Annotated in this window: 18 protein-coding genes; 2 read left to right on the top strand and 16 right to left on the bottom strand. The window is 67.5% G+C overall.

Features of this window, described 5'->3' with window-relative positions; all coding sequences use genetic code 11:
* Positions 1-24 precede the first annotated feature (24 nt).
* Positions 25-660, top strand: coding sequence for a cutinase family protein (locus tag ACZ50N_RS05895; protein WP_046366592.1), 636 nt, complete (start codon positions 25-27; stop codon positions 658-660).
* Here ACZ50N_RS05895 and truA read toward each other — a convergent pair.
* From truA to dosR, 9 genes are all read right to left on the bottom strand, one after another.
* Positions 657-1,565 carry a tRNA pseudouridine(38-40) synthase TruA gene (truA, locus tag ACZ50N_RS05890; RefSeq protein WP_423797695.1) on the bottom strand — a complete coding sequence of 303 codons (909 nt, stop codon included), beginning with the start codon at positions 1,563-1,565 and terminating at the stop codon, positions 657-659. The two genes, ACZ50N_RS05895 and truA, sit on opposite strands and share 4 nt — an antisense overlap.
* Entirely contained in the window at positions 1,543-2,118 is a 576-nt protein-coding gene (gene rplQ / locus ACZ50N_RS05885) for a 50S ribosomal protein L17 (RefSeq protein ID WP_046676504.1), read from the bottom strand. Before rplQ ends, truA begins: the two co-directional genes overlap by 23 nt.
* Before the next feature lie 88 nt (positions 2,119-2,206).
* Complete coding sequence (locus ACZ50N_RS05880) at positions 2,207-3,301, bottom strand: DNA-directed RNA polymerase subunit alpha (protein ID WP_269083352.1); 1,095 nt, start codon at positions 3,299-3,301, stop codon at positions 2,207-2,209.
* Between the two features lie 47 nt (positions 3,302-3,348).
* The gene (rpsD, locus tag ACZ50N_RS05875; protein WP_046362732.1) at positions 3,349-3,954 is read right to left on the bottom strand and encodes a 30S ribosomal protein S4; all 606 of its coding nucleotides are present in this window, start codon (positions 3,952-3,954) and stop codon (positions 3,349-3,351) included.
* 22 nt (positions 3,955-3,976) lie between these two features.
* Positions 3,977-4,390, bottom strand: a complete 414-nt coding sequence (gene rpsK, locus ACZ50N_RS05870; protein WP_043405918.1) for a 30S ribosomal protein S11 — start codon at positions 4,388-4,390, stop codon at positions 3,977-3,979.
* A 6-nt stretch (positions 4,391-4,396) separates the two neighbouring features.
* Complete coding sequence (gene rpsM / locus ACZ50N_RS05865) at positions 4,397-4,771, bottom strand: 30S ribosomal protein S13 (RefSeq protein WP_046362731.1); 375 nt, start codon at positions 4,769-4,771, stop codon at positions 4,397-4,399.
* A gap of 153 nt (positions 4,772-4,924) precedes the next feature.
* A complete protein-coding gene (rpmJ, locus tag ACZ50N_RS05860) occupies positions 4,925-5,038 on the bottom strand; it encodes a 50S ribosomal protein L36 (RefSeq protein ID WP_003879483.1) in 114 nt (37 codons plus the stop codon).
* 35 nt (positions 5,039-5,073) lie between these two features.
* Positions 5,074-5,295 (bottom strand): translation initiation factor IF-1, encoded by a 222-nt coding sequence (infA, locus tag ACZ50N_RS05855; RefSeq protein WP_003418601.1) that lies wholly within the window; start codon positions 5,293-5,295, stop codon positions 5,074-5,076.
* Between the two features lie 199 nt (positions 5,296-5,494).
* Positions 5,495-6,145 (bottom strand): hypoxia response regulator transcription factor DosR/DevR, encoded by a 651-nt coding sequence (gene dosR, locus ACZ50N_RS05850; RefSeq protein ID WP_048424683.1) that lies wholly within the window; start codon positions 6,143-6,145, stop codon positions 5,495-5,497.
* Between the two features lie 123 nt (positions 6,146-6,268).
* Here dosR and ACZ50N_RS05845 point away from each other — a divergent pair, with 123 nt between their 5' ends.
* Positions 6,269-7,141 carry a universal stress protein gene (locus ACZ50N_RS05845; protein WP_464474885.1) on the top strand — a complete coding sequence of 291 codons (873 nt, stop codon included), beginning with the start codon at positions 6,269-6,271 and terminating at the stop codon, positions 7,139-7,141.
* Between the two features lie 5 nt (positions 7,142-7,146).
* Here the strand turns inward: ACZ50N_RS05845 and ACZ50N_RS05840 are convergent, their stop codons facing one another.
* The 7 genes from ACZ50N_RS05840 to ACZ50N_RS05810 are packed head-to-tail and all read right to left on the bottom strand — an operon-like array spanning position 7,147 to position 13,544.
* Positions 7,147-8,163, bottom strand: a complete 1,017-nt coding sequence (locus ACZ50N_RS05840) for a zinc-binding alcohol dehydrogenase family protein (RefSeq protein ID WP_464474884.1) — start codon at positions 8,161-8,163, stop codon at positions 7,147-7,149.
* An 11-nt stretch (positions 8,164-8,174) separates the two neighbouring features.
* A complete protein-coding gene (locus ACZ50N_RS05835) occupies positions 8,175-8,420 on the bottom strand; it encodes an acyl carrier protein (RefSeq protein WP_133413563.1) in 246 nt (81 codons plus the stop codon).
* A gap of 7 nt (positions 8,421-8,427) precedes the next feature.
* A complete protein-coding gene (locus ACZ50N_RS05830) occupies positions 8,428-9,561 on the bottom strand; it encodes a dihydrolipoamide acetyltransferase family protein (RefSeq protein WP_048424686.1) in 1,134 nt (377 codons plus the stop codon).
* A complete protein-coding gene (locus ACZ50N_RS05825; protein ID WP_046362725.1) occupies positions 9,558-10,538 on the bottom strand; it encodes an alpha-ketoacid dehydrogenase subunit beta in 981 nt (326 codons plus the stop codon). The genes ACZ50N_RS05830 and ACZ50N_RS05825 overlap by 4 nt, the downstream gene beginning before the upstream one ends.
* A complete protein-coding gene (gene pdhA, locus ACZ50N_RS05820; RefSeq protein WP_048424687.1) occupies positions 10,535-11,509 on the bottom strand; it encodes a pyruvate dehydrogenase (acetyl-transferring) E1 component subunit alpha in 975 nt (324 codons plus the stop codon). The genes ACZ50N_RS05825 and pdhA overlap by 4 nt, the downstream gene beginning before the upstream one ends.
* Positions 11,506-13,287, bottom strand: a complete 1,782-nt coding sequence (gene acsA, locus ACZ50N_RS05815) for an acetate--CoA ligase (RefSeq protein WP_464474883.1) — start codon at positions 13,285-13,287, stop codon at positions 11,506-11,508. The genes pdhA and acsA overlap by 4 nt, the downstream gene beginning before the upstream one ends.
* Positions 13,284-13,544, bottom strand: a complete 261-nt coding sequence (locus ACZ50N_RS05810) for a hypothetical protein (protein WP_046362722.1) — start codon at positions 13,542-13,544, stop codon at positions 13,284-13,286. Before ACZ50N_RS05810 ends, acsA begins: the two co-directional genes overlap by 4 nt.
* Positions 13,545-13,557 lie beyond the last annotated feature (13 nt).

The following is a 13,557-nucleotide window of genomic DNA, read 5'->3' as shown; positions in this document are numbered from 1 at the left end:
ACTGTCTCGCTCCGCCACGTTGTCATGTCGGTGGCGGCTGCCGTCACCATGGTCGCCGGGTTGGTCGGGCCCACGGCTCCCACCGCCTCGGCCGAGTCCTGCCCTCAAGCCGAATTGATCTTCGCTCGCGGACGCCTCGAGTCACCGGGAGCCGGACAGATCGGCAACGCGCTGGCCTCGGCGCTGCGTAGCAAGACGGGTAAGGACGTCCGGCTCTACGCGGTGAAGTATCCCGCCGACACCGAGGTCGACATCGGCGCCAACGACATGAGCGGGCGCATCTCCTACATGACGGGCACCTGCCCCGACACCCGGCTGGTGCTGGGCGGCTACTCGCTGGGTGCCGCCGTCACGGATGTCGTGGTGGCCGTCCCGATCGCCGCGTTCGGATTCAAGAATCCGATGCCCGACGGCGCCGATTCGCACATCGCCGCGATCACGCTGTTCGGCAACGGCAGCCAGTGGGTCGGTCCGATCGCCAACTTCACCAACCCGGCGCTGCGCGAGAAGATCATCGAGCTGTGCCACGGGGACGACCCGATCTGCAATCCCACCGACCCGAACAACTGGCAGGACTACTGGCCCGACCACCTTGCTCCCGCTTACATCAAGGCCGGCATGGTGAACCAGGCCGCCGACTTCGTCGCGGGCAGGCTCTAGCTGACCTCGTCCGCGCTGCGCACGTCCCGGGTGATCTCGGTGCGCGCCGCCAGTTCCTCGTCGGGCGGATAATCCACACCCACGAGCGTCAGTCCCCGCGCCGGTGCCGCAGCGAAATCACTGGACCGCCGGGTCTCGGTCAGCAGCGCTGAACACCATGCCGCGTCGCGCCGATGCTCACCGACCGCGAGCAGGGCGCCGACCAGCGAGCGCACCATGTTCCAGCAGAACGCATCGGCGCTGACGTGGATCGCGATCTGATCTCCGGTGCGCACGACGTCGAGCCGCTGCAGGTCCCGGATCGTCGTCGCGCCGTCGCGGTGTCGGCAGAACGCCGCGAAGTTTTTCAGCCCCAGCAGATGTCGGGCCGCGGCCGACATCGCCGCGACGTCCAGCGGACGAGGCCACGCGGTGACGAAGCGCGCCTCGGCCGGCAGTACACCGTAGGGCGCCGTCGACAACCGGTAGGTGTAGTGGCGACGCAGTGCCGCGAATCGTGCGTCGAATCCTGCTGCGGCGCGAGCGATCTGCAGCACACGGACATCCTCCGGAAGGAGCCGGCCGAGTCGGCGGACCAGCGGACCGAACTCGGGCTCACCGGCTCGCGAGGTGCGGGGGTAAGCATGGGAGAGCGCCTGCGCGGGCACGTCGACGTGCGCGACCTGACCGGTGGCGTGGACGCCGGAGTCGGTGCGGCCGGCGGCGCGGGTCAGCACCGGGGTGCGGAACACCGTCGTCAACGCACCGTCGATGACGCCGGCCACCGTGCGCTGCCCGGTCTGCGTCGCCCAGCCGGCGAATTCCGTTCCGTCGTAAGCAATGTCGAGACGCAGACGAACGAGCCCGCCATCGGATTCGATGACGGGCTCGTTCATGAAACTGCTACTTGGCGTCGGTTTCCCCATCGGCGGACTCGTCAGCCTTCGCCTCGACCTCGACGTCGGCCTCGTCGGCGATCGGGGTCTCGTCGACGGCCTCGGCCTCTTCGGCGCTGGGGCCTTCGGCAGCCTCCGGCTCCACCGCTGCCTGCGGCGCGGCCGCGGCCGCAACCTTCTGGGCGGCGTCGGCACGGCGCGCACGGTTCGCCTCAGACGTCACCGTCTTCTCCCGCACCAACTCGATGACCGCCATGGGCGCGTTGTCGCCCTTGCGGTTCTCGACCTTGATGATGCGGGTGTAGCCGCCGGCGCGATCGGCGAAGAACGGCCCGATCTCGGCGAACAGGATGTGCACGACGTCCTTGTCGCGGATCTTCTTCATCACCTCACGCCGGTTGTGCAGCGAGCCCTTCTTGGCGTGGGTGATGAGCTTCTCGGCGTACGGACGCAATGCCCGAGCCTTGGGCTCCGTCGTCTTGATTCGGCCGTGCTCGAAGAGCGAGGTGGCCAGGTTGGCCAGGATCGCCTTCTGGTGCGACGACGATCCGCCGAGGCGGGGTCCCTTGGTGGGCTTGGGCATTGCGACTGTCTCCTAGATGGGGCCGACCCCCGTATCAGGTAGGGCCGGGACGGTTCGGGCGGGCGTAGCTGGGTGGGAAAAGACCCGGTTATAGCTGTTCGGTTTCGGCGTAGTCGGTGTTGTCGTCGGCCTCGTAGGACGACTCGTAACCGGCGTCGCTGTTCCAGGTGCCGGTGGCGACGTCGTAGCCGGCGACCTCGGACGGATCGAAGCTGGCCGGGCTGTCCTTGAGCGACAGGCCGAGCTGGTGCAGCTTGATCTTCACCTCGTCGATGGACTTCTGGCCGAAGTTGCGGATGTCCAGCAGATCGGACTCCGTGCGGGCCACCAGCTCGCCGACGGTGTGCACACCTTCGCGCTTGAGGCAGTTGTACGAGCGCACCGTCAGGTCCAGGTCGTCGATCGGCAGCGCGAAGCTGGCGATGTGGTCGGCCTCGGCCGGTGACGGCCCGATCTCGATGCCCTCGGCTTCGACGTTGAGTTCCCGTGCCAGACCGAACAATTCGACCAGCGTCTTACCCGCCGAGGCGAGCGCGTCACGCGCGGTGATCGAGCTCTTGGTCTCGACGTCGAGGATCAGCTTGTCGAAGTCGGTGCGCTGCTCGACGCGGGTGGCCTCCACCTTGTAGGTCACCTTCAGCACCGGCGAGTAAATGGAATCGACCGGGATGCGGCCGATCTCGGCACCCGAGGCCTTGTTCTGCACGGCGGGCACGTAGCCGCGGCCGCGCTCGACGACGAGCTCGACCTCGAGCTTGCCTTTCTCGTTCAGCGTCGCGATGTGCATGTCCGGGTTGTGCACGGTGACCCCGGCCGGCGGCACGATGTCGCCGGCGGTGACGGCACCCGGGCCCTGCTTACGCAGGTACATGGTGACCGGCTCGTCCTCCTCCGAGGACACGACCAGGCCCTTGAGGTTCAGGATGATGTCGGTGACGTCTTCCTTGACCCCGGGGACGGTGGTGAACTCGTGCAGCACACCGTCGATGCGGATGCTGGTGACGGCTGCGCCCGGGATGGACGACAGCAGCGTGCGACGCAGCGAATTGCCGAGGGTGTAACCGAATCCGGGCTCCAGCGGTTCGATGACGAACTGGGACCGGTTCTCGGCGATGACCTCTTCGCTGAGAGTGGGGCGCTGAGAAATCAGCATGGTGTTGTTCTCCTTCTCGGCAACCGCTATTTGATGCCGTTAAGTGACCCGTGGGACCGGTCGGTCCCCCGGATGTCTTACTTCGAGTAGAGCTCGACGATCAGCTGCTCGGTGAGCGGGACGTCGATCTGCGCGCGCTCGGGCAGCTGGTGCACGAGGATGCGCTGACGCTCGCCGACGACCTGCAGCCAGCCCGGGATCGGGCGCTCGCCGGCGGTCTGCCGGGCCACCTCGAAGGGCAGGGTGTTGATCGACTTGTCCTTGATGTCGACGATGTCGTACTGCGACACCCGGTAGCTGGGCACGTCGACCTTCACGCCGTTGACGGTGAAGTGGCCGTGGCTGACCAGCTGACGCGCCATGCGACGGGTGCGGGCCAGGCCGGCGCGGTACACGACGTTGTCCAGCCGGCTCTCCAGGATGCGCAACAGGTTGTCACCTGTCTTGCCCGGGAGGCGGTTGGCCTCTTCGTAGTAGCGACGGAACTGCTTCTCCATCACGCCGTAGGTGAAGCGAGCCTTCTGCTTCTCCTGCAGCTGGGTGCGGTATTCGCTCTCCTTGATCCGCGCGCGGCCGTGCTGGCCGGGCGGGTAGGGGCGCTTTTCGAACGACTGATCTCCACCGACGAGGTCGACGCCGAGGCGGCGCGACTTGCGGGTGACGGGTCCGGTGTAACGAGCCATGAGTTCTAGTTCTCCCTATCCCTTAGACCCGGCGCCGCTTGGGCGGACGGCAACCGTTGTGCGGCTGAGGGGTGACGTCGGAAATCGCGCCCACCTCGAGGCCGGCGGCCTGCAGTGAGCGGATGGCGGTTTCGCGACCCGAACCCGGGCCCTTGACGAACACGTCGACCTTCTTGACGCCGTGCTCCTGCGCCTTGCGGGCAGCGTTCTCGGCGGCGAGCTGGGCGGCGAACGGCGTCGACTTGCGCGAGCCCTTGAAGCCCACGTGACCCGAGCTGGCCCACGCGATGACGTTGCCCTGCGGATCGGTGATCGACACGATCGTGTTGTTGAACGTGCTCTTGATGTGCGCGGCGCCGTGCGGGACGTTCTTCTTCTCCCGGCGGCGGGTCTTGGCGGCACCCTTCTTGGGCGCGCCCTTCTTGGCTTGTGCCATCTCGGGTTACCTGGCCTTCTTCTTGCCGGCGATGGTGCGCTTCGGGCCCTTGCGGGTGCGCGCGTTGGTCTTGGTCCGCTGGCCGCGCACCGGCAGGCCGCGACGGTGCCGCAGGCCCTGGTAGCAGCCGATCTCGATCTTGCGGCGGATGTCGGCCTGCACCTCGCGGCGCAGGTCACCTTCCACCTTGAGGTTGCCCTCGATGTAGTCGCGCAGCTGGGACACCTGATCGTCGGTCAGGTCCTTGGTGCGCTGGTCCCGGCTGATACCGGTCGCCTCCAGGATTTCCTGGCTGCGGGTACGGCCGATGCCGTAGATGTAGGTCAGCGCGATCTCCATGCGCTTGTCGCGCGGGAGATCGACGCCCATGAGACGTGCCACAGGGGTGTTTCCTTCTCTATGCGGAGGTCTGATCCCAGTCCGTTCCCGCACTCTTGGCGGGGTCCGGCCTCCGTGCCGGACGTGTGCGAGCGGCGTATCCGCTCAGTGGTACTGGGAGTTCGTCATTCAGTTGTGATGCGGGCTGTACTGGTACTAGCCCTGCCGCTGCTTGTGGCGGGGATCGGAGCAGATCACCATGACCCGCCCGTGCCGGCGGATCACCCTGCACTTGTCGCAGATCGGCTTGACGCTCGGGTTCACCTTCACGGCTGTCGTCGATCCTTCTTCTCGTCGGTGTGCGGTTACTTGTAGCGGTACACGATGCGGCCACGGGACAGGTCGTATGGAGAGAGCTCCACCACGACGCGGTCCTCGGGGAGGATGCGGATGTAGTGCTGCCGCATCTTGCCGCTGATGTGGGCGAGGACCTTGTGTCCGTTCTCCAGCTCAATGCGGAACATCGCATTGGGCAGAGGTTCGACAACGCGGCCTTCGACCTCGATGGCACCGTCTTTCTTGGCCATACTGGTTAGCGATCCTTGCTTTTCGTTTCGTATGGGGGCGTGCTGGCCTGGGTTGGTACAGCTCAGGTCCGACTAGCAACGTGGGCCGGAGCTCGGGAATTCCCGACAGGACACGCAAGAAGTCGGCGCGCAAACCGCACCGTCGATCCATACTACTCGCTGGGCAGGCAGCCCCAAAATCGCCGAATCGCCCAGCGTGCTAGTCGTCGGCCGGTCGCCTCGGACGATCGAGCCGGGACACGAACGCCGCCGCCTGGGTGCGCCGCTCCATACCCAGTTTGGCGAGCAGCCGCGACACGTAGTTCTTCACCGTCTTCTCGGCGAGGAACATCCGCGCCGCGATCTGCTTGTTGGTCAGTCCCTCGCCCAGCAGATCGAGCAGCACCTTCTCCTGGTCGCTGAGCCCGGAGAGCGGATCGGAGCGGTCGGCGGCGTTGCGCAGCTTGGCCATCAACGCGGCCGCCGCCCGGTTGTCCAGCAGCGAACGCCCCGCACCCACGTCCTTGACGGCTTTCGCCAGCTCCATGCCTTTGATGTCTTTGATCACGTAGCCGCTGGCGCCGGCGAGGATCGCGTCGAGCATCGCCTCGTCGGAGGTGAACGACGTGAGCATCAGGCAGCGCAGGTCGGGCAGTCTCGAGAGCAGGTCACGGCACAGTTCGATGCCGTTGCCGTCGGGCAACCGCACGTCGAGCACGGCCACATCGGGTTGCAGGGCCGGTATCCGGGCGAGCGCCTCGGCGACCGTGCCCGCCTCACCGATGACGTCGAGCTCCTCGTCGGCGCTGAGCAGGTCGATCAACCCGCGTCGCACCACCTCGTGATCATCGACCAGGAAGACACGGACCATGCCTTCAGTATGGACACTCCCGGACTGCCGAGCGTGCACGATCGGGCGGAAAGGCCGAAGGCCCCTTGGCCGGGTCCGCTCGCCGGCCATAGTGTGGGTCGACACCGACGGGGAGGAACCGCGATGAGCCAATCCACGCGAGGATCTGAAATCGTTGTCGGAGTTGATGATTCACCGTCATCACAGGCGGCGCTGACATGGGCGGCAGCGGAGGCGGTGCTGCACGGCGCACCTCTCACGCTGCTCTATGCGGCGCCGCCGCCCGTCTCGATGTGGCCGGCGACACCGGTACCCGCCGGGCTGCTGGAATGGCAGCGCCAGGTCGGCCGGGAAATTCTGGCCGACGCCGAGAAGATCGCGAAGGACATCACCAACGGTTCGGTCCCGGTCAGAGCCGAATTCACCGTGGCGCCGGCGACGGCGGGACTGATCGAGCTGTCCCGGACGGCCAAGCTCGTTGTCGTGGGTTCCCGGGGACGCGGCGCGCTCGCTCGCGTCATGCTGGGCAGCGTCAGCAGCGCACTGGTGCACCGCGCGCACGGCCCGGTCGCAGTGATCCACGATGGTCCGCGACCCGCGACCGATGCGCCGGTCGTCGTCGGGTTCGACGGCTCTGCGGACTCGCGCGACGCCGTCGAGATCGCGTTCACCGAAGCCGCCCGCCGGGGCGTCGCACTCACGGTGGTGCATGCCTGGTGGTCACCCGGGGCGTTCGATTTCCCCGGCTTCGACTGGGAGCAGATGCGGCCGGGCGTGGAACGCCAACTCGGTGAGCAACTGACCGTCTGGAGGCAACGGTTCCCCGAGGTCGATGTGGTGCCGGTGGCGGTGCCCGATCAGCCGGCTCGGCGGCTCGTCGAACGCGGCGAAACGGCCCAACTCATCGTGGTCGGCAGCCGTGGAGAGGGAGCAGTCGCCAGTGCGCTGCTCGGCTCCGTCAGCAGCGCGGTCGTGCAGGCGGCCCGCGTCCCGGTGATCGTCGCGCGACCGGACTAGGGCCGCTACACGATCAGGACCGCGGCACCGGCGATACGCCCCGCACTGAGATCCGCCAGCGCCGTATCGGCCTGGTCGAGCGGGTACTCCGGAGTGGTCACCTCGATGCGGTGGCGGCCGGCGAACTCCAGGAACTGGCGCGCATCGGCCCGGGTGTTGGAGGTGACCGAACGTACCTGTCGTTCCTGGAACAGGTGCGACTGATAGTTCAGCGACGGGATGTCAGTGAGGTGTATCCCGGCGATCGCCAGCGTGCCACCCCGGTCCAGGGCCTCCAGAGCGGGCAGCACGAGATCGCCGATGGGTGCGAAAAGTATTGCGGCATCGAGCTTCACCGGCGGCGGTTCGGCCGCGCCCTGTGCCGACGCCGCCCCGAGAGCCAGCGCGAGCTCTCGCGCGTCGGCGCCGCGCGTCATGACGTGCACCTCCGCACCCTGGGCCAGCGCTACCTGGGCGGTGATGTGGGCGCTCCCTCCGAACCCGTAGATCCCCAGGCGGCCGCCGGCGGGCAGATCGGCACGCAGCAGCGAGCGGTAGCCGATGATGCCCGCGCACAGCAGCGGTGCGAGTTCGCTGTTCGAGTAACCTTCCGGCAACCTGTGCACGAACGCTTCGGGCGCAGTGACGAATTCGGCGTACCCGCCGTCGGCATCCCAGCCCGTGTACTGCGACTCGGGGCAGAGGTTCTCCTGACCCCTCAGGCAGAACCGACACCGGCCACAGGTGTGCCGCAGCCAGGCCACCCCCACCCAGTCGCCCGTGGTGAACTGTGCGCCGGCACCGGGGCCCAGCGCCACCACCTCGCCGACCACCTCGTGTCCCGGCGTGACGTGCGCCCGGTGAACCGGTAGATCTCCTTCCGCGACATGCAGGTCCGTGCGGCACACGCCGCAGGCATGCACGGCGATCAGCACCTCACCCGGACCCGGCTCGGGTACCTCGGCAGTGACGAGCTCGACCGGTCGGGTGTCCACCGGCCCGGGCGTACCGACCCGCCACGCGCGCATGGTCGACGACGTCATGCTCGACAAGGTTAGCGACCGGCACGTGTGCTGACGAGGGTGACGACGTCGCCCAGCGTCCGCAGCTTCCGGTAGTCAGCCTCCGGGATCTCGACCCCGAGTCGGTTGTGCACGCCGACAAGGAAATTGAGCCAGTCCATCGAGTCGAGGTCCACCTGGTCGCGCAGCAGCGCGTCATCGTCGATGTCGGCGGGCTCGACCTCGGGGGCGATGCCCGTCAACACCGACAGCACCTCGTCGCGGATGTGATCGGTCATCGCAGCCTCACTTCTCGAGCAGATCGGGTTCACCCAGGAGATCGTTGACAGCAGCCAGGAACAGCGCCCCCCGGTGGCCGTCACTGGCTCGGTGGTCAGCCGCCAGGCTGGCCTGCACCGTGGTCGCGATGCGGATCCCGCCGTCGACGGCGCACACCCGCTGCGCCGGAGTGCCGAACCCGACCAGAGCCACCTGCGGCGGATAGATGACCCCGAACACGGTGTCGACACCCTGATCTCCGAGGTTGGTCACGGTGATGGTCGGGTCCGACATCTCCGAGCTGCGCAGTGAGCCTGCGCGGGCCCGCGCGACGAGGTCGGTCAGGTCGGCCATCAGCTCGTCGAGCTTTTTGTCGGGTACATCGTGGATGGCAGGGGCCACCAGCCCGCCGCCGCGCAACGAGATCGCCACACCGACGTGCACGGCGCTGCCCGGCTCGAATCCCGTGTCGCGCCAGAACCCGTTGAACTCGCCGAACCGCTGCGCCGCCAGTGCTACGGCCTTGAGCTGCAACACCGCCGGCAGTACACGCTCGGTGATGGAGCGCGCCGCGTTGCGCTCCGCGAGCCAGTCCAGCGCCGGGTCGAGCTGGACCTCGTGAGCGAGGTAGTAGTGCGGGATCTCGCGCTTGGACCGGCTCATCGCCGCCGCGATCGACGCGCGCATCTCTGTTCCGGGAACGTGCGCCGCGGGTGCAGCGACATGCCCGTGTGCCGCGGCGTGCTCGACGTCGCTGATCACCACCGCACCCTGCGGGCCGGTGCCGGAGACCACGTCGACGTCGACGCCCAGCGACGTGGCCAGCCGACGGGCCGCCGGGGACACCCACCGGCGATGCGCCGCATCGACCGTCGGCGCTTCGGCGGCCTGCGCGGGGACGGGCGCCGGTTCCGCCGGTCTCTCCCCCGGGGGCAGCAGCGTGGCCAACGGTGTTCCCACCGAGACGGTCTGGCCCACCGGCACCAGCAGCTCGCCGACGACGCCCTCCTGCCAGCATTCGATCTCCACGGCCGCCTTGGTGGTCTCGACGACCGCGACGATCTGACCGCGGGTCACGGTGTCACCCGGCTTGACCAGCCACTCGTTGAGCGTGCCCTCATCCATGTCGGCACCAAGTGCAGGCATCCGGAACTCGGTCATGATCGTTGTCCGACAACAACTCTGATTGCGTCGACGATCATCTCGGGCTGCGGCAGCGCGGCCTGCTCGAGATGCTTTGCGTACGGGATCGGCACCTCGGCCGTGCACACTCGCGCCACCGGGGCGTCGAGGTCGAAGAACGCGTTCTCCATCAGCTGTGCGCTGATCTCGCCCGCGAGACTGCCGGTGCGCCAGCCCTCGTCGACGACGACCGCCCGGTGGGTCCTGCGGACCGACGCCACGAACGTGTCGGTGTCGAGCGGGCGCAACGCGCGCAGATCGATCACCTCGCACTCGACGCCGCCCACCGCGAGTTCGTCCGCGGCATCGAGCACCTTGGGCAGGCAGCCGCCGTAGGTGATCACCGTGACGTCGGAGCCCGGCCGTCGCACCGCCGCCGTCGAGATGTCGGTCGGTCCCAGCGCGTCGACGTCAGCCGCAGCGTTGTACAGGCCGACGTGCTCGAAGATCACCACCGGGTCCGGATCAGCCAGCGCGGTGGCGAGCATTCCGTAGGCATCCTCGACGGTCGCCGGCGCCACCACCCGGATACCCGGGATGTGCGCGAACCAGCATTCGAGGCTGTGCGAATGCTGAGCGGCCAGCTGGCGTCCCGCGCCCGTGGCCATCCGGACCACCAGCGGCACCGAGAACTGTCCGCCGGACATGTGGCGCAGCGCCGCAGCGGTGTTCACGATCTGGTCCAGTGCGAGCAGACTGAAGTTGACCGTCATCACCTCGACGATCGGCCGCAACCCACCCAGCGCCGCGCCGATGCCGACCCCCACGAATCCGAGTTCCGACAGCGGGGTGTCGCGGACGCGGTCCGGGCCGAACTCGGCCAGCAGACCCTTGGAGGCGGCGTAGGTTCCGCCGTAGGCGCCGACGTCCTCGCCCATCAGCAGCACGCGATCATCGGCGGCCATCGCATCTCGGATTCCGTCGTGCACGGCGCTGCGGTACGTGGTCTTCGTCATCGCGCCGCCTCCGCCGGCGTCAGGACATCGCGGGTGAGATCGCCCACCGGTTCCCACGTTCCGGCCTCGGCGTAGGCCACGGCGTCGGCGAGTTCCTCGGTCGCGGCTGCCCTGATGCCCGCGACGTCGTCATCGCCGAGCACCCCGGCCGTCACGCACCTCGCGGTGAACGTGCTGATCGGATCCCGCTCCTTGGCGTGCTCGACTTCCTCTCTGCTGCGGTACAACTCGGGATCGAACATCGAGTGCGGCCGGAACCGGTAGGTGCGGAACTCGAGGAAGAACGGGCCACCTCCGTTGCGCACGTGATAGGCGCCCTCCAACGCAGCCGCCCGGCACGCCAGCACGTCCATCCCGTCGACGGCCAGAGCCGGGATGCGGTAAGACGCCGCCTTCTCGGTCATATCGGTCTCCGCCTGCTCGTGCGCGAGCTCCGTGCCCATCGCGTAATAGTTGTTCTCACAGCAGAACAGCACCGGAACCTGCCACAGCGCAGCCAGATTCATGGCTTCGTGGAACGCGCCCTCGGCGACGGCACCCTCACCGAAATAGCAGGCCGTGACCCGTGATCGACCCAGCTGGGCGTCCGCCAGCGCCAATCCCACCGCCACCGGCAGACCACCGCCGACGATCGCGTTACCGCCGTAGAAGCGGGTTCGCGCATCGAACAGATGCATCGAGCCGCCCCGCCCCCGCGAACACCCCTCCTGCTTGCCGAACATCTCGGCCATGATCGAGGTCATCGGAATGCCCCGCAGCAGGGCGTGGGCGTGGTCGCGGTAGGTGGCGACCACAGCGTCGAGATCCTCGAGAGCAGACAGTGATCCGGCGGCCACCGCCTCCTCCCCGACATAGAGGTGCAGGAATCCGCGGATCTTCCCCGCGCTGTAGAGCTCCGCGCATTTCTCCTCCATGAGCCGGACCCTGATCATGTTCGTCAGGAGCGGCAGCGCGACGTCTCGCTCGATCACGACGCTGCCCCTGTCGTCTCCATGGTCGAGGTGTCCCCCTCGGGCAGGCCGAGTTCACGCGCTTTGAGCAGGCGCCGCATGATCTTTCCGCTGCGAGTGTGCGGAAGCGCGTCCGTGAATTCGATGATCTTGGGCGCCACGGCAGCGCCGAGACGCCGACGTGCGTGCGCCATCAGTGAGCGCATCGTGTCCTCGTCGGCGGGAAAGCCGTCTTTCAGCGTGACGAACGCCTTGACCACCTCGCCGACTGTGGGGTCGGGGACGCCGATCACCGCCGCCTCGGCCACCGCCGGATGGTCGGTGAGAGCGTTCTCCACTTCGAACGGTCCGATCAGATGTCCTGCGGATTTGATCACGTCGTCCGCACGTCCGACGAACCAGAAGTATCCGTCGGCGTCGCGTCTGACGAGATCGCCGGTCAGGTACAGACCGTCGACGAAACAGTCGCGATAGCGCTCCTCGGCATTGATGTACGCACGGAACATCGACGGCCAGTCTGGCGTCAGCGCAAGTTCCCCCTCGACGTCGGGTTCGTCGATGACCGATATCGTGCCGTCGTCGTGCCGGCGGACCACGCAGGCGTCCACTCCGGGCAGCGGCCGTCCCATCGAGCCGGGCTTGACATCGAAGGCCGGGGTGTTGGCGATCATGATGCCGCCGGTCTCTGTCTGCCACCAGTTGTCGTGGATCGGCAGTCCGAGTACCCGCTCTCCCCACCACACCGCCTCGGCGTTCAACGGCTCACCCACGCTGGCCACGAAGCGCAAGCACGGAAAGCGATGCGCCGCAGCCAATTCCGGACCCGCCTTGATCAACATTCGGAGCGCGGTGGGTGCGGTGTACCACACCGTAACGGCCTGGGCGTCGAGGATGCGGTACCAGCGCTGCGCGTCGAAGTCCGCCTCGTCGACCACCGACGTGACACCGTGGAGCAACGGCGCGATGACGCCGTAGGACATTCCGGTGACCCATCCGGGATCGGCGGTGCACCAGTAGATGTCGTCGGCATGCAAGTCGAGGGCGTAGAGACCGGTGACATAGTGCATCGCGGCGGCGCCGTGCACATGCAGTGCGCCCTTCGGTGTGCCAGTCGTGCCGCTGGTGAAGTGCAGCAGCGCTGGATCGTCGGCGGTGGTGTGGGTGACCGGTGCATGATCGGAGGCGGCGCCCATCGAGGTCCAGAAACCCTGCGTGCCCGGCTGCTCTCCGTCGTCGACGTCGATCAGCACCACGTGCTCGAGCGACGGCAACCGGTCACGGATCGCGGCGACCTTGCGCTCGTAGAGCGCGCGGGTGGTGACGAGAACCTGCGCCTGGCCCAGCGCCAGTCGTGTCTCGACCGGTTCGGGACCGAACGCCGAGAACAACGGACACACGACGCTGCCGTTGCGTAGCGCCCCGAGGATGGTCACGTAGAGCTCCGGGCAACGGTTCATGAAGGTGAAGACGCGATCCCCCTTGCCAACCCCGAGGGATCGCAGAACGTTGGTGAAACGCATTGTCAGGCCGGCGAGTTCGGCATAGGTGAGATCACGCGTGACCAGACCCTCGTCTGCGGGGTCAGCCGACACGAAGCGCAGCGCGGTGTGCGCGGCAGCCGGGCCCCGCGCGTGTCGGTCGACTGCCGCGTACGCGATGTTGCAACCGCCGCCGGGCATCCCGTCGCACACCCGCGGCACCGAACCCCAGCTGAAGTCGGCGCGGGTGTCGTCGTAGTCGGTGAAGTTGGGCCGGACACGCCAGTCCTGCGGCCGCTTTCTGATCAGTGCAGACATCATCGCCGACGCGTCCTCGCCGGCAGGGCGCCATTGCGCACGGCGACCGAGATGTTGTCCATGACATGGTCCAGCAGGTCCTGATACGCCGACCCGTTGTCGAGCAGCGTCCGATATCCGTTGTGCCGCAGGAAAACATCGAGTCGTCGGTCCAGCGACAAGTCCGCATACGTGCATCCGGCGAACTCCGATGACAGAAACTGCCACGCGATCTCTTCCATCGCGGCCGCGGGCGTGTCGACGCGCTCGGTCGGTGTCATGCGCGGCTCCTCT

The organism is Mycolicibacterium obuense (assembly GCF_055397605.1).
The sequence above is the reverse complement of the archived record's forward strand: the minus strand, read 5'-3'. Positions and strand labels throughout refer to the sequence as shown.